The organism is Micromonospora parva (assembly GCF_000718515.1).
GTDB classification, from domain to species: domain Bacteria; phylum Actinomycetota; class Actinomycetes; order Mycobacteriales; family Micromonosporaceae; genus Micromonospora; species Micromonospora parva.
In genome coordinates, this window is record NZ_JNZS01000004.1 from 205520 (window position 1) to 219576 (window position 14057).

General features: G+C 72.2%; 19 protein-coding genes and 1 pseudogene. 6 read left to right on the top strand and 14 right to left on the bottom strand.

What is annotated here, in order from left to right; translation table 11 throughout:
* The first annotated feature begins 68 nt into the window (after positions 1 to 68).
* Both IF22_RS0105590 and IF22_RS35790 read left to right on the top strand, forming a co-directional pair.
* Positions 69 to 746 carry a 5-formyltetrahydrofolate cyclo-ligase gene (locus IF22_RS0105590; RefSeq protein WP_030329157.1) on the top strand — a complete coding sequence of 226 codons (678 nt, stop codon included), beginning with the start codon at positions 69 to 71 and terminating at the stop codon, positions 744 to 746.
* Positions 743 to 949, top strand: a pseudogene (locus IF22_RS35790) (FmdB family zinc ribbon protein); the annotation flags it as partial. The gene IF22_RS0105590 and the pseudogene IF22_RS35790, both read left to right, overlap by 4 nt.
* A 14-nt stretch (positions 950 to 963) precedes the next feature.
* Here IF22_RS35790 and IF22_RS35795 read toward each other — a convergent pair.
* Positions 964 to 1179 carry a hypothetical protein gene (locus tag IF22_RS35795; protein WP_245233555.1) on the bottom strand — a complete coding sequence of 72 codons (216 nt, stop codon included), beginning with the start codon at positions 1177 to 1179 and terminating at the stop codon, positions 964 to 966.
* 634 nt (positions 1180 to 1813) lie between these two features.
* Between IF22_RS35795 and IF22_RS35800 the strand changes: the two genes are divergently transcribed.
* Positions 1814 to 2179 (top strand): hypothetical protein, encoded by a 366-nt coding sequence (locus IF22_RS35800; RefSeq protein WP_245233535.1) that lies wholly within the window; start codon positions 1814 to 1816, stop codon positions 2177 to 2179.
* Between the two features lie 22 nt (positions 2180 to 2201).
* Here IF22_RS35800 and IF22_RS0105600 read toward each other — a convergent pair whose 3' ends face one another.
* Positions 2202 to 2384 (bottom strand): hypothetical protein, encoded by a 183-nt coding sequence (locus IF22_RS0105600; protein ID WP_030329161.1) that lies wholly within the window; start codon positions 2382 to 2384, stop codon positions 2202 to 2204.
* A gap of 209 nt (positions 2385 to 2593) precedes the next feature.
* Here IF22_RS0105600 and IF22_RS36285 point away from each other — a divergent pair, with 209 nt between their 5' ends.
* A complete protein-coding gene (locus tag IF22_RS36285; RefSeq protein WP_342446899.1) occupies positions 2594 to 3229 on the top strand; it encodes a hypothetical protein in 636 nt (211 codons plus the stop codon).
* Positions 3230 to 3554: 325 nt separating this feature from the next.
* On the opposite strand, the gene IF22_RS0105610 is transcribed toward IF22_RS36285, so the two are convergent.
* Positions 3555 to 4037 carry a DUF2231 domain-containing protein gene (locus IF22_RS0105610; RefSeq protein ID WP_030329165.1) on the bottom strand — a complete coding sequence of 161 codons (483 nt, stop codon included), beginning with the start codon at positions 4035 to 4037 and terminating at the stop codon, positions 3555 to 3557.
* Positions 4038 to 4238: 201 nt separating this feature from the next.
* Between IF22_RS0105610 and IF22_RS0105615 the strand changes: the two genes are divergently transcribed.
* Together IF22_RS0105615 and IF22_RS0105620 are read left to right on the top strand one after the other, a co-directional pair.
* Positions 4239 to 4667: a Fur family transcriptional regulator gene (locus tag IF22_RS0105615; RefSeq protein WP_030329167.1), complete on the top strand. Its 429-nt coding sequence runs from the start codon at positions 4239 to 4241 to the stop codon at positions 4665 to 4667.
* Positions 4668 to 4737: 70 nt separating this feature from the next.
* On the top strand, positions 4738 to 5601 hold the full coding sequence (locus IF22_RS0105620) for an oxygenase MpaB family protein (RefSeq protein ID WP_030329170.1): 864 nt from the start codon (positions 4738 to 4740) through the stop codon (positions 5599 to 5601).
* Positions 5602 to 5616: 15 nt separating this feature from the next.
* Here the strand turns inward: IF22_RS0105620 and IF22_RS0105625 are convergent, their stop codons facing one another.
* From IF22_RS0105625 to IF22_RS0105675, 11 genes are all read right to left on the bottom strand, one after another.
* Positions 5617 to 6567: a RecB family exonuclease gene (locus IF22_RS0105625; protein WP_247676313.1), complete on the bottom strand. Its 951-nt coding sequence runs from the start codon at positions 6565 to 6567 to the stop codon at positions 5617 to 5619.
* 13 nt (positions 6568 to 6580) lie between these two features.
* Entirely contained in the window at positions 6581 to 7195 is a 615-nt protein-coding gene (locus tag IF22_RS0105630) for a MarC family protein (protein ID WP_030329175.1), read from the bottom strand.
* A gap of 41 nt (positions 7196 to 7236) precedes the next feature.
* Positions 7237 to 8109: a PHP domain-containing protein gene (locus IF22_RS0105635; protein ID WP_030329177.1), complete on the bottom strand. Its 873-nt coding sequence runs from the start codon at positions 8107 to 8109 to the stop codon at positions 7237 to 7239.
* Positions 8110 to 8162: 53 nt separating this feature from the next.
* A complete protein-coding gene (locus IF22_RS0105640) occupies positions 8163 to 9425 on the bottom strand; it encodes a hypothetical protein (protein WP_030329178.1) in 1263 nt (420 codons plus the stop codon).
* Positions 9422 to 10219 carry a SigE family RNA polymerase sigma factor gene (locus IF22_RS0105645; RefSeq protein WP_030329179.1) on the bottom strand — a complete coding sequence of 266 codons (798 nt, stop codon included), beginning with the start codon at positions 10217 to 10219 and terminating at the stop codon, positions 9422 to 9424. The genes IF22_RS0105640 and IF22_RS0105645 overlap by 4 nt, the downstream gene beginning before the upstream one ends.
* A 103-nt stretch (positions 10220 to 10322) precedes the next feature.
* A complete protein-coding gene (locus IF22_RS0105650) occupies positions 10323 to 11198 on the bottom strand; it encodes a PH domain-containing protein (protein WP_030329180.1) in 876 nt (291 codons plus the stop codon).
* Between the two features lie 6 nt (positions 11199 to 11204).
* On the bottom strand, positions 11205 to 11363 hold the full coding sequence (locus tag IF22_RS35320; protein WP_007455302.1) for a hypothetical protein: 159 nt from the start codon (positions 11361 to 11363) through the stop codon (positions 11205 to 11207).
* Between the two features lie 116 nt (positions 11364 to 11479).
* On the bottom strand, positions 11480 to 12226 hold the full coding sequence (locus tag IF22_RS0105660) for a DUF6758 family protein (RefSeq protein ID WP_342446900.1): 747 nt from the start codon (positions 12224 to 12226) through the stop codon (positions 11480 to 11482).
* A 10-nt stretch (positions 12227 to 12236) separates the two neighbouring features.
* Positions 12237 to 12860: a TrmH family RNA methyltransferase gene (locus tag IF22_RS0105665; protein WP_030329184.1), complete on the bottom strand. Its 624-nt coding sequence runs from the start codon at positions 12858 to 12860 to the stop codon at positions 12237 to 12239.
* Between the two features lie 51 nt (positions 12861 to 12911).
* Complete coding sequence (locus IF22_RS0105670; RefSeq protein WP_209444496.1) at positions 12912 to 13448, bottom strand: hypothetical protein; 537 nt, start codon at positions 13446 to 13448, stop codon at positions 12912 to 12914.
* A 93-nt stretch (positions 13449 to 13541) separates the two neighbouring features.
* The gene (locus tag IF22_RS0105675; RefSeq protein ID WP_030329188.1) at positions 13542 to 14057 is read right to left on the bottom strand and encodes a MaoC family dehydratase; all 516 of its coding nucleotides are present in this window, start codon (positions 14055 to 14057) and stop codon (positions 13542 to 13544) included.

Consider the following 14057-nt stretch of genomic DNA (forward strand, 5'->3'; position numbering starts at 1 on the left):
TCCGCCTCCGTTGCTTGCGATGCTGACACAGTGCAACCGTGGGAGAGGCGTTGCGTCAGGAGTGTTGCGTGCCGGAATTTTCTGATGAAGCGGAAGTGACCCGGGTGGCGAAGCGGAACAGCCGCGTCGAGCTGCTCGCCCGCCGCCGGTCGCTGCCCGCCGCGACGAGGGCGGCCGCCGCCGGGCGCGTGCAGGCCGAGCTGGTCGCTCTGGTACGCCGGCTGCGCCCGCACCGGATGACGGCGTACGTGCCGGTCGGCGCCGAACCGGGCGGCGCCGACCTGCCCGAGGTGCTGCGGGAGGCGCTGCCGGCGGACGCGGAGTTGCTGCTGCCGGTGCTCCTCGCCGACCTGGATCTGGACTGGGCGGCCTATACGGGGCCGGCTGCCTTGATCGCGGCGGGTCGGGGTATCCGAGAACCGACAGGCGCCCGTCTCGGGGTGGCCGCCGTGGCGGAGGCGGAGCTGGTGGTCGTACCGGCTCTCGCCGTCGACCACCACGGTCGGCGGCTCGGGCGCGGCGGCGGCTCGTACGACCGGGCACTCGCCCGGGTGCCCGAGGCAGCCCTGACGGTGGTGCCCCTGCACGACGGTGAACTCGTCGAGGCGCTGCCGGTGGAGCCACATGACCGTCGGGTGCGCGCGGTCGTCACCCCCGCCGACGGGGTGCGTACGCTTGACGGCGGCCCGGGTGCGGCGCACGGTGTCGCGCCCCACACGTCCGCTGGACGAACCCGGGGCGAATGACGCACCATTGGCACTCGAATACGTCGAGTGCCAACTGGCTGAGCCCAGATCCGGAGGAGAACGTGCCCACGTACCAGTACGCCTGCACCACGTGCGGTCACCAGCTCGAGGCGGTGCAGTCCTTCTCTGACGAGCCGCTGACCGAGTGCCCGGCGTGTGAGGGGCGGCTGCGCAAGGTCTTCAACTCGGTAGGCATCGTCTTCAAGGGTTCGGGCTTCTACCGCACCGACTCGCGGGCGTCCGGCTCCGAGACGACGGCCGGCGGCACGGCCAGTAAGCCGGCCAAGTCCGAGTCGTCCTCCGGTGACAGCTCGTCCTCCTCGTCCTCGTCCGGGTCGTCCTCGTCGTCTTCGGGCTCGCCGTCGACGTCCGGGTCGTCCTCGGGCTCGTCGTCCTCTTCGGGGTCGTCCTCGGGTGGATCGGGCGGCGGCAAGACGGCGGCGGCAAGCTCCGCATCCTGATCGCCAGAGGCCCGATCCCACCCGGGTCGGGCCTCCGCCCCACGCGTCAGGCCCCCAATCCCACGGGTCGGGGCTTCCGACCCCACCGGTCAGGCCCCAATCCCACGGGTCGGGGCTTCCGAGCCCACCGGTCAGGCCTCCATGCCCGCAGGTCGGGCTCCCGAGCCCACCGGCCGGCCTCCAAGCCCTCGGGTCGGGCTCCCGAGCCCACCGGCCGGCCTCCAAGCCCCCGGGTCGGGCTCCCAACCCCACGGGTCGGCCTCCAAGCCCCCGGGTCGGGCTCCCAACCCCACGGGTCGGCCTCCAAGCCCCCGGGTCGGGCTCCCAACCCCACGGGTCGGCCTCCAAGTCCCCGGGGTCGGGCCTTGATCGACTCGGTTTTCAGGAAGTCGGCCCATCCCGGTCGTCTCGATAGGCCGATTTTCTTGAAGACGAGTCGATCAAGGGTGGTGCCATAGCAAATCGACCCGGCGGATGGGCGTTTTCCACAGGCCGGGCGGTTGTCCACAGGCGTCGGCCGTGGGTCGGCCGAGGTGGACGGTAACTGCCTAGCCTGCCGTCCATGGGTGCCGCTGCGGCGCTCGGGGACGGGAGGCGGCAGAGGCGATGGTCGATCCGAATTCCGCGCGGGCGTTGCGCCCGCTGCGCCAGCTCGCCCTGCCCCGCTGGCGCACCCTGCTCCGAGCCGGTCTGGTCGCGGCGCTGCTCGGCCTGGCCGCCGCAGTCCTACAGACCCCGGCCGGATGCCCGCCGACAGTCGTGCCCGCTGACGCACCATCCGTGGCCGACAACCCACCCCGGCAACTGCCCGCTGACGCACCATCCGTGGCCGACAACCCACCCCGGCAACTGCCCTCCACCGCACCATCCGCGGCAGACGAGCCACCCCGGCAGGTCGACGAGGGCCGCTCGGCCGCCTCCGGCGGGGCACCCCCTCCCGACAGCACCGGAACGGCCGGACCGACCTCATGAGGGTCCGGCCGAGCCGCCGGGGTCAGTCCCAGTGCGGGGGGCGTTCGGCGAGCAGCCAGTCGTCGTTGTCGCCCGACCGCTCGCCCCAACCACGGTCGGTGTCGTCTGAGGTCTGCTCGGGCAGCACCACGAAGTCTTCGCTCAGGTCGACGGCGCGGTCGTCGTCTCCGCGTGCGCCGTGCGTGCCGGGGTCCTCGGTGCTCACGAGCGGCAAGACTAGCGCAGCTCACGCCAGCGGACCGGGCCGCGGACCGAAGCCACGCCGACCACAAACAACCAGACTGCCGGGCCCTGCCGACCAGAAACAACCATGCCGCCGATCGAGGGACTCCCCCAGAACCCGCCAGACCGACAACCGTGGCACGCCGGCCAGAAACGACCGGGCCGCCGGCGGCGTTGGTAGCGTCGGACGGCGTGACGACCCCCAGCGGTGGCAGCACCCCGGACGACTACTGGCGACGGCCTGACACCGGTGACGACGCGCTGGCGGACCAACCGCCCACCGCATCCGGTGCCACACCACCGACCGGGTCCATGACCCAACCGCCGGCCGAGCCCACCAACCCACCTACGAGCGGGCCCACCAGCCCATCGCCGACGGGACGCACTCCTGCCGGGCCCACCGGCGCACCGCAGGTCGGGCAGACCGGCCCCACGTTGCCGGACGGCGGCACTCCCAGCGGCCACGCCGGACCACCACCAGTCGGCCAGGCCGGCCCACCACCGGCCGGACAAACCGGACCACCAGCCGGGCAGACCGGCCCCACCTTGCCGGACAGCAGCACTCCCAGCGGACACGCCGGACCACCACCGGCCGGGCACGCTCCAGGTGGGTACTCCGGCCCGCCGCCGAGTGTGCCGCCGCCGGCGGGTTGGCGTCCGCCCGTACATCTGCAGCCGGCGCCGCCGCGGCAACTGCCCCCGCAGGACATGGTCGACCTGGACGCGGCCGAGCAGCGTTCGCAGCGGGTCACCTACGGCTTTGGCGCGGCGGCCGGCGTGGTGCTGCTGGTTCTGCTCTGCCTGCTCTGCTCGCGAGTCATTTTCTGATGCCCGCCCTCCGGCAGCAGCCCGGCAGCCGCAGACCAGCAGCCGCAGACCAGGAGCCGCGGGCCAGAGGGACGCAGCTCAGCGGCGGCAGCCCCAGCGGGCCGCGAGTCAGCCGCCGCAGATCTGGAGGCGCACACCAGAGGGCCAGCAGCTCGTGTCCCGTTGGAGGTTCCCTGCAAGCTGGACCGCGGTGAAGTCGCCGGTCCTGGGTGTTGTACCGCCGCACAGCCACGGCCACCAACCCCGCAGAATCCATCTCGCAGCTATCCCTCACCAGATCCTGGACAGTTTCCGTCAGCACCGAACGGAAACTGTCCAAGATCTCTTAAAGGGTGGTGCCCCACACCGTCTCAGCGCCGGAGTGGCCGGTCAGGTAGACGTAGACCAGGGCGGCGATGGCAAGGGCCACGGCCGCTACCGCCAGTACCGGGGTGACCAGCGCGGGCAGTCGCGGCACCCGGGGATGCCCACTTGTCGCCACGAGCAGCAGGATGGCCACGATCCCGAGCGGCAGCACGATGCGGAACAGGATGTCTCCGTAGCGGGAGTGCTCGAAGATCTGGTCGAGGATCGGTCCCTGGAAGCCGCGGGCCACCAGCGCGTCGGTGAGCGCCTCACCCGACTTGACCGCCACGTAGGCGGTCACCGGAGCGGCCACGGCGAGGAGGCCCAGGGCCCAGTCCAGCCGGCTGCGCCACCGCGGCAGCCCCACGTACGCGACGGCGAGCACCGCCAGCAGCGGCACGAACACGACGACCGCGTGGACCACCAGGACGTGTACCGGTAGACCCAGGATCTCCTCGAACATCGAACCCTCCAGGTGGATCATGGTCAGGGGCGGTCAGCCTATGGTCCGCCGATCGTCCCCCGGCTCTCGATCGGACACACGCGCGCCGGGTCGATCGGGTTCATCCTTCGGGCCGTACTTCCGATCTTGCCTGGCTGTGTCGGTGGCCACCCGCAGCATGCGACGGTTGTCGATGCAGGCCGGGCGTGCTGTCATTGGCGAGTGTCCGGTACCGAGGAGCTGCTGCGGTCGAGGGGCCTGCGGGTGACGCGGCCACGGCTCGCGGTGCTCGACGTGCTGGCCGGCGGCGGCCACCTGGAGGTCGACGAGATCACCCGCCGGGTCCGTGAACGGCTCGACTCGGTCTCCACCCAGGCGGTCTACGACGTGCTGGGCGCGCTGTCCCGGGCCGGGCTGGCGCGCCGGATCGAGCCGGCCGGCAGTCCCGCCCGCTACGAGGCGCGCGTGGGCGACAACCACCACCACGTGGTCTGCCGGGGCTGCGGTGAGATCGCCGACATCGACTGCGCGGTGGGCAGCGCCCCGTGCCTGGAGCCCAACATCGCGCACGGCTTCGAGGTGGACGAGGCTGAAGTGACCTTCTGGGGCCTCTGCCCGGACTGCCGGGCCCGCCGCTCCGCCGACGTCTGATCGGTGCTCCGAGCGCGGCACCGACGGCACGTGCGCGGCGGGGTCGATCCGAGCGTGGCAGTCTTGAGCGGTGGACACCGATGACCTCGGCCTCTTCGGTCCGGGTTCGGTCACGTGGAAGGTGCACGAGGAGCCGATCCTGATCGTTGCCGGCCTGCGCTCGCTCTACCTGCAGGCGTTGCACCCACTGGCCATGGCCGGGGTCGCACAGAACAGCAACTACCGCACCGACGCGTGGGGTCGACTGGTCCGCACCGCCACCTACGTGGCGACCACCGTCTACGGCACCACCGCCGAGGCGCAGGCTGCCGGGGCCCGGCTGCGCCGCGTTCACGACCGGCTGCGGGCCACCGACCCGCGCACCGGTGAGGAGTTCCGGATCGACGACCCGGACCTGCTGCGCTGGGTGCACGTGACAGAGGTCGAGTCGTTCCTGAGCACGGCCCGGCGGGCCGGGCTGCCGCTGAGCGACGACGAGGTGGACGGCTACTACACCGAGCAGCGGCGCGCCGCCGCCCTGGTCGGTCTGGACCCGGCCACCGTCCCGGGCACCGCCGCCGAGGTCGCTGACTACTACGAGGCGGTACGGCCACAGTTGCGGATGACCCGGGAGGCCGCCGAGACGGCGGTGTTCCTCACCGCCCCGCCACTGCCGTGGAAGCTCAGCCTGCCGGTCCGGTTGGGGCTCACGCTGGGCCCGCCGCGCTGGGCGTACCTGGGTATCGCCGGCACGGCGTTCGCGCTGCTGCCGACGTGGGCACGCCGGATGTACGGGGGACTCGGCCTACCGACCACAGCAATGTCGGCGGACCTGACAGTGCGCGCGCTGCGGCTGGCGTTCGCCGCCGTCCCCCGCCGCTACCTGGAGGGGCCGTTGATGCAGGCGGCCAAGGAGCGGGCCACGCGGCACGCCGCCGCCTCGCTGGCCGGCTGACCCGACCGGCGGAGATCAACCGTCGGCCGGCCGGTCCATGGCCGCCCACGGCTCCTTGCCCGGGGCCTGCGCGCCCGCCGGGCAGTGCCGCCGGAAGTCGCACCAGCCACAGCGTGGGCTGGGCGCCACCGGGAACGCCTCGTCCGCGTCGGCGCCGTCGGCGACCGCCCGTTCGGCGGCCATGATGTCGCGGGCTGTGTCTTCCGCACGGGTCAGCTGTCGGGCCAGCGATTCGACGGTGTGGTCGTGGCCGGCGACCGTGCCGGTCGGTAGGTGGTGCAGCTCCACCCGGCGGCACGGTCGGCGGAACACCCGCTCGGCGGCGTACGCGTAGAGCGCCAGCGCCTGCGAGCCCCGGGCGTCGTCCGCGTCCAGCCCGCTGCGACCGGTCTTGTAGTCGACGATGACCAGCTCCGGCCCTTCCGGCCCGGGCCGCGAGTCGATCCGGTCGGCGCGACCGTTGAACGCCAACACGGCGGTCTTGACCGCCACCACCCGTTCCACACCGAGCGGGTCGGAATCCGGTTCCAGCGTCTCGACGTACGCCTCCAGCCACCCCAACGCCCGCCGGTAGGCGGCCCGCTCCTGCTCGTCGTCGCGGTAGCCCTCGCGGACCCAGGTGCCCTTGAGTAGCGTGGCCAACGCCTCGGGGCGCCGCCGGTCGGCGGGCAGCGCGTACCAGTTCTTCAGGGCGGTGTGCACGCTGGCGCCCAGTGAGTTGTGCGCCCACGGCGGGCCCTTGGGCGGGGCGGGCCGGTCGACGTAGGAGTAGCGGTAGCGACGCGGGCAGTCCGCGTACGCGCCGAGTTTGCTCGGGGTGCAGACGAACAGCCGCTCCGGCATGCCCTCGAAGCCGAGCTGTTCGGCGTCGCCGGCCCGCTGCCGAGGGGCCCGGCCGCCGGCCGCCGGCCGCCCTGCTGATGAGGATCGTCGCACGCCTGCGATCCTGCCATCCGCCCCCGACATCGCGCGCGTGCCGTCAGGTCATGTTTACGTACTGCGTCACGAAGGCGGCCACCGCGTCGGCGATGAGCTGCACGGCGATCGCGGCCAGCAGCAGGCCGGCGATCCGGGTCAGCACCTCGATCCCGCCCGGTCGGAGGATCTTCACGATGCCGCCGGAGAAGCGCAGGACGATCCAGACGGCGACCATCACGGCGAGGATCGCGACGGCGATGGCGCTGAACTCCCCCAGCCCGTCGGCCTGTTGGACGAAGAGCATGGTGGCCACGATGGCACCCGGACCGGCCAGCAGCGGCGTGCCCAGCGGCACCAGCGCGATGTTGGAGGTCACCTGCTGGCTCGGGTCGTCGGCCTTGCCGGTCAGCAGCTCCAGGGCGACGAGCACCAGCAGCAACCCACCGGCCGCCTGTAGGGCCGGCAGGTCCACGTGCAGGTAGTCGAGCAGGGTCTGCCCCGCCACCGCGAAGATCACGATGACGCCGAGCGCCAACGCGACGGCCTGCCAGGCGGCCCGGTTGCGGTCGCGGGCGGGCAGCGGGCCGGTCAACGCCAGGAAGATCGGCATCATGCCCGGCGGGTCGGTGATCACCAGCAGGGTCACGAAAACCTCGCCGAACAGCTTCAGATCCACGTGATCAAACTAGCCGCGCCGCGATGGGCGAAATACCCGGATCAGCCCGAAGCGACCTCGGTCACCCCGTCGGCGACGATCCGCTCGTACGCCTCGACGCCGGTGCTGAACGCGCCGAGCTGAACGGTCTTGTGGGTGCCGTGAAAATCCGAGGAACCGGTGACGAACAGCCCCAACTCGGCGGCGAGCGCCCGCACGTGTTCCCGCTCGGCCGGGCTGTGGTCCTCGTGGTCGGCCTCGAGCCCGGCGAGCCCGGCGGCAGCCAGTTCGGCGATCAGCTCGTCGGGCACCACCCGGCCACGTCGGGTGGCGCGCGGGTGGGCGAAGACCGGCACCCCGCCGGCCGCCCGGACCAGTCGGACGGCCCGGAACACGTCGATGTCCTCCTTGGGCAGCCGGTACCGCTCGCCCAGCCAGTTCGGGCCGAACGCCTCCCGGACACTGCCGACCAGGCCGGCGCGGATGAGCGCCTGCGCGAGGTGCGGACGCCCCACCGTGCCGCCACCCGCGCCGGCCAGGATGTCCGGCCAGCTCACGTCGATGCCGTCGGCCCGCAACAGGGCGACCATCCGTTCGCCGCGCTCTTCCCGGGCGGCCCGGACCCGGGCCAGCTCGGCCACCAGCTCCGGATGCTCCGGATCGAACAGGTACGCGAGCAGGTGCAGCGGCACCTCCGGCTGCGCGCCGGACCAGCGGCACGACAACTCCGCGCCGCGAACCAGACGCAGCCCCGGCGGCAGTGCGTCGACTGCCGGCGCCCAGCCGGCGGTGGTGTCGTGGTCGGTGATCGCCAGCACGTCCAGCCCGGCGTCGAAGGCCGCGCCGACCAGCTCGGCCGGGGTCAGCGTGCCGTCGCTGGCCGTCGAGTGGGCGTGCAGGTCGATCCGGGGGGCGGAGCCGGTACGCGAGGTCACCGCCCGACGCTACCGAGGAAACAGCGAGCCCGGCTCACATGGGGTCGCCCGGGTCAGAAGCCCTTCACCAGGATCGGCTGGTCACCGGTTGACACGCCGGGCACCGCGGCGGGGCCGGCGGGCTTTCCCGCCCGCACCTGGCCGACGTCGAGCTGGACCAGCTGACCGGTGCCGTCGAGGTAGGAGGCGTTGGTCCCGTCGGTCCAGATGACCACCCCGGTCATCGGCGGCCCGGCCGCCACTGCGGTCGCCGCCGGCCCGAGCCGGTGCAGGTCGACCAGCAGGGACCGGTCGGTGCCGCCGATCCGTCCGTTCACCAGCAGCCACCGCCCGTCCGGCGAGACGCCGCCGACGCCGTCCTGACTCAGGTCGGGACCGCAACCGGTGCGTACCTGCTCCAGGCGCCGTGTCGGGGCGAGCACGGCGAGGCAGGTCCGGCTGGGATCGGTGGTGGCGACCTGGCCGACGAGCCGCCCGTCGGGTAGCTCCCCGTAGACGTTGAGGCTCTTGCGGTCGAGGAAGTCGGGCAGCGGCCCCGCACCGGGCCGCCAGAGGGTGTGACCGGCGCCGGTCGGGTCGAGGCGGACCAGCACGCTGTCGGCGACGAATCGGACGGGCTCCGCCCCCGCTGGCACCGCGGTGCGCACCGCCCCGATGAGTTGGGTGCCGACCACGCCCGCCACCAGCAGGTCGCCGCCGTCGCGCCAGGCGACCTGGAGGCTGTCCGGGGCCAGCACGATCCCGCCCGCTCCGGCCAGCAGCACCTGCACCAGGCCGTCGTCCTGCACCACCCACAGGGAGCGCCCCGCGGTGGTCGGCGCGCCGACCACCAGCCAACCGTTGCCGCTGGGCAGTGGCTGGGCGCGTTCGGCCAGCCCGACGTCGGGCAGCACGAGTCGCCGCCCGGCGGCGCTGACCAGCGTCTCGCCGGCCGGCGGAGCGGCCGATGTCTCGGGCGAGGGGACGGAGCCGGGAATGCTGGCCTTCGGGAGCGGCCGGTTGGTCGGGCCCGGGTCACCGATCACCACGATGGGGGGCCCGTCCCGGCTGGTCTCGGCGCCGAGCTGGGCGATGCCGGCGCTGAGCAGCACGGTGGTGACCGCGGCGAGGGCGACGCCGGCTGCGGCGCGTCGACGCCGGATCCGGTTCGCGCGGCGGATGGCCTGACCCGCCGGATCGACGCTCAGTGGGCGGGTACGCGCGACCTGGTGCGAGAGGCTCTCCCGCACCGCACCTTCCAACTCGTCAGGCCGCACCTGGTATGAACGCGGCGGGACGTCCGTCAGGTTGTCGGGCCGGCCGGGGAGTTCAATCACTGCTGCTCCCCGGAGCCCGTGCCGACGGGCACGGCCGCCGGGGCGGTGGGCAGCACGACCTGCGGGGTGATCGCACGGGGCGCGGCGGGGCGCGGAGCGGCCGGGCGGGGTGCGGGTCGGCCAGTCGACCGCCCCGGCCTGGGTGCGGCGGTGGCATCGGTGACCGAGGGCTGCCCGGTCCGGGTGTCCGGGCCTGTCGTCCGGCCAGCGGCACGTGTGGCGCCCGATCGACTCCCGGCAGCAGGAGATGGGCCGGCGGCAGCAGACCGGCCGGCGAAGCCGGCGGCGGCGAGTTCTGGCGCGTCCGCGCCGAGTCGTCGCCGCAGCGTGGCCAGCGCCCGGGAGGTCTGGCTCTTCACCGTGCCCGGTGAGATGTCGAGCAGCGCGGCGGTCTGCGCCTCCGTCATGTCCTCGTAGTAGCGCAGCACCAGCACTGCCCGCTGCCGGTTGGGTAGCTGCCGGAGGTGCCGCCAGAGCAGGTCGCGGTCAAGTTGCTGCTCGATCTCGTCGACACCGGCCCGCTCGGGTAGCACCTCGGTCGGGCGTTCGCCGTGCCAGCGCCGCCGCCACCAACTGGTCGAGGTGTTGACCATCACACGCCGGGCGTACGGCTCGACGGCCTCGATCCCGCCGAGCCGCTTCCACGCCAGGTAGGTCTTGGTCAGCGCCGTCTGGAGCAGGTCTTCGGCGGTGGCCCAGTCCCCGGTGAGCAGGTAGGCGGTGCGTAGGAGCGCGGCGGAGCGGGCCGCGACGAACTCGCGGAACTGCTCCTCCAACGAGTCCTTGCTCGCCACCGCTCACCTCCGCACCCCTGCTGTCCTGGCAGAGTGCCACGTCAGAGGCGCTTCGGTCCATGACGAAAGGTGCGCACTTGCTCCGATGTTCGGTCAAAAACCTTCACGCACCGTCGTCGGCCTTGGCCTCGTCGGCTTCCTTGCCGAGCCGCGCCTCGACCGCCTGCGGCTCGTACATCTCCTCGACGACGCGCAGGTAGAGCTCGTTCGGGTTGGGTAGGTTCTTGATCTCGCGGAGCGCCTGCTCCTGACCGGCGGACTCCAGCACGAAGGTGCCGTAGTTGAGCGCCCGGCCGGTCGGGGTCTGCTCGTACTTCATGTCGGTGACCCGGACCAGCGGCATCATCGCCACCTTGCGCGTGACGATGCCGTTGACCACCATGACCCGCTTGTTGGTCAGGATGAAACGGTCATACCACCAGTCCGCGACCTTCCACGCCACCCACCCCATCACCGCGAACCAGAGCAGCACGGCGATGGTGGTCAGCGCACCGACGTCCTGGCCGGCGAGGAAGCCGGAGAGGTAGCCGAGCACGAAGGTCGCCGCGATGCCGATCAACAGCGGGTTGGTGAGGTGGATCCAGTGCCGCTTCCACTCGCCGCGGTAGCGCTCGGTGGGGAAGAGGTAGCGCGCCACCAACGAGCTGGGCTCGTCTTCCAGTGGCAGCACCCGCCGAGGGGTCGAGCCGGTCGCGTCGGCGCGCAACCCGGCCAGCTCGTCCTCGGAGATCTGCGGCGGCTGGTAACCGGCCTCCGGATCCCGGATCCATCCCCGACCGGAACGACCCTGACCGGCATAGCCGGGCCCGTCGCCGTAGCCGACGTCGTCCGAAAGGGACGGACCGTCGGACAGGCCGGGACCGGCCCCGTAATCCGGGCCGTCATCTGGCCCGATCCGCGGGATCGGCTCGGTGTCGCGCTCGCGGCGCTCCCGGTCGGGGTCGTCCGGGTCGAAGGGTGGACCGGAGGGGCTGCCCATCGGCGGCTAGGCGACGAGGCTGGTGAAGAAGTCGCCAAAGCCCTGGGCGATATCCATGATCCCGCCGCCGAGCGACTTGAACACGTCCGCCGCAGAGTTTGGCCGGTAGGCGACGAAGAAGATCAAGAATGCGATTCCGGCCCAGGTGAGGACCTTCTTGACCATGGCGGGCCATCCTCTCGCGCGGCGCCGGGTCCCATTACCGCAGCGGCACCCAGAGTATCAGTGTGGTGTCGTACAGTGAATATCTGCGTCCGTTCTCCGTCAATCCGGGAGAGTTGTCAAGCTCTCCCGGGTAGATACGGGGACGGTGCGCCGTACACGAGCTCGGGCGGAGTCCACTCGGTCAGGTCGTGTAGCACGACATCTTCCGCGAGCAGGTGACCCGCACTCGCCGGCCAGGCTATCGCATGGAGCCACATTCCCCGAGCCTCGCCGGCGTACGCGCTTCGATCCGTTGGCGAATTCACCAACCACAGTGGAGTGGGGTGCCCGCCGACCTTGATTTTCGCCTGTCCGACGTGGTCAGGATGGCCCGATCCGGGGTCGGTCAGCGCGTCGACCAACTCCGGTCCCGGATCCGGGCCGGTCAGACCGGCGAGCCGGGTGCCCAGACCCACACCGGGTTCCTCGGCCACAAAGACCAGATCGGCCGGACCACCGCCGAGTGGCGCCGGGCCCGCGCAGGCCAACGCTGTCGCCCGCACTCCCGTCCGGTCGTCCCCGGCGTACGCCACGCCGGTGAGTGTCCAACCGGGCGGCAGCGGCCACGGGCACCACAACGGCGTCATCGGCGGGTCGGCGGTCGCGGTGATCCGTTCCACCACGCTCGCCACGATCTCCGCTCCGATGTGCTCGGGCACGTGCAGCGGCGGCACCGGGCCGCAGTGCACACACCTTGAGTCGGTGTTCATCAGATCCGGCGCCCGTACCGGGCCCCCGCATCTCGGACAACTCACCGCGACACTCACATCCCCACCGTCTCCCCGGACCGCTGGCACGTCAAGCCGGAACGTCCGATTCGGCACCGTACGTGGGTCAGTCCGGTGGCGTGCCGGCGTGCGCGCGGATCCAGGCGTGCATCGCGATTCCGCTGGCCACGCCGGCGTTGATCGACCTCGTCGAGCCGTACTGGGCGATGGAGTAGAGCTGGTCGCACGCGGCGCGGGCCGGCGCGGAGAGGCCGGGGCCCTCCTGGCCGAACAGCAACACGCAGTCGCGTGGCAGGGTGCCGGTCTCCAGCGGACGCGACCCGGGCAGGTTGTCGATGCCGAACACCGGCAGGTGCCGCCCGGCCGCCCAGGCGACGAACTCCTCGATCGTCTCGTGGTGCCGTACGTGCTGGTACCGATCGGTCACCATCGCACCGCGCCGGTTCCACCGTCGTCGTCCGACAATGTGCACCTCGGCGGCGTTGAACGCGTTGGCGTTGCGCACCACAGTGCCGATGTTGAAGTCGTGCTGCCAGTTCTCGATCGCGACGTGGAAGCCGTGCCGGTGCCGGTCCAGGTCGGCGACGATCGCCTCATGCCGCCAGTAGCGGTAGCGGTCGACGACATTGCGCCGGTCCCCCTCAGCCAGTAGCTGCGGGTCGTAACGGGGGTCGTCCGGTGGGTCCCCCGGCCAGGGGCCCACGCCCACCTCAAGCTGGTCGTCGGTCACGGTCATCAGAGGGTACGGACCGCGTCGGCGCCGGCCGCGACGACCTGCCGGTCAGCCCAGGTCGAGCGCGGCACCGAGCCGGTCCAGGAAGCGCCGGTCCGCCGGGCTGGCCGGTGGGTCCACCCGACGCCCGCCGGTGCCGGGCACCGCGCGACAGACCCGGGCCGCGACCGACTGCACCCACTGGCGGTACGCGGCCGAGTCGGCCGGGTCGGCCCGCCGACGGAGGACCCGGCCCGCCGCCCGACAGGCGGCCAGCAGGTCCACCAGGTCGGTCAGCCGCTCGGCGGGTTGCGGGGTGCCGTCGTGACGGGCGTAGATCGCGGCGACCACCGCGCGGACCAGATCACTGTCGGAGGCCCGGCCGGCGGCCACGGCGTCCAGGCCGGCCAGGCCCGCCGCGACCCCACGCTCGATCCGGCCGGGACCGGGCGCCGCCGCGGCCACGAGAACCCGGCCGGGCAGGCCGGTGAGCAGATCCCACTCGGCGGCGGAGTAGACAGCGGTGGTCAAGGGCGTGGCTCGGCGGCCGGCAGAGGACGGCTCTCCCGCTACGGAGTGGCTCATCGGAACCTCCGGCGTCAGCATATGCCCCGAGACGGGCGCCGGGCCCCTTCCCCAGCAGACCCGTGGTCGGGGAAGGAGCCCGGTGTCCGGCGACGGTCGAGCCCGCCGCGACGCTCAGCGCGGCTCGGGGAAGCTGGGTCGCTCGGGGTCCACGCCGTCGGGCACCGCAGCTTCCGCGTACTCCCGCTTGGGGACCATGACCTTGCGCCGGAAGACGCAGACCATCGTGCCGTCCTGGTTGTAGCCGCGCGTCTCCACGGACACCACGCCACGGTCGGGTTTCGAGCCGGACTCACGCTTGTCCAGCACCGTGGTCTCGCCGTAGATGGTGTCGCCGTGGAAGGTCGGCGCGACATGCCGTAGCGACTCGACCTCCAGGTTGGCGATCGCCTTGCCACTCACGTCCGGCACCGACATGCCGAGCAGCAGCGAGTAGATGTAGTTGCCGACCACGACGTTGCGCTTGAACTGGCTGGCCGTCGCGGCGTAGTGCGCGTCCATGTGCAGCGGGTGGTGGTTCATGGTGAGCAGGCAGAAGAGGTGGTCGTCGTACTCGGTCACGGTCTTGCCCGGCCAGTGCCGGTAGACCGCGCCGACCTCGAACTCCTCGTAGTAGCGACCGAACTGCAT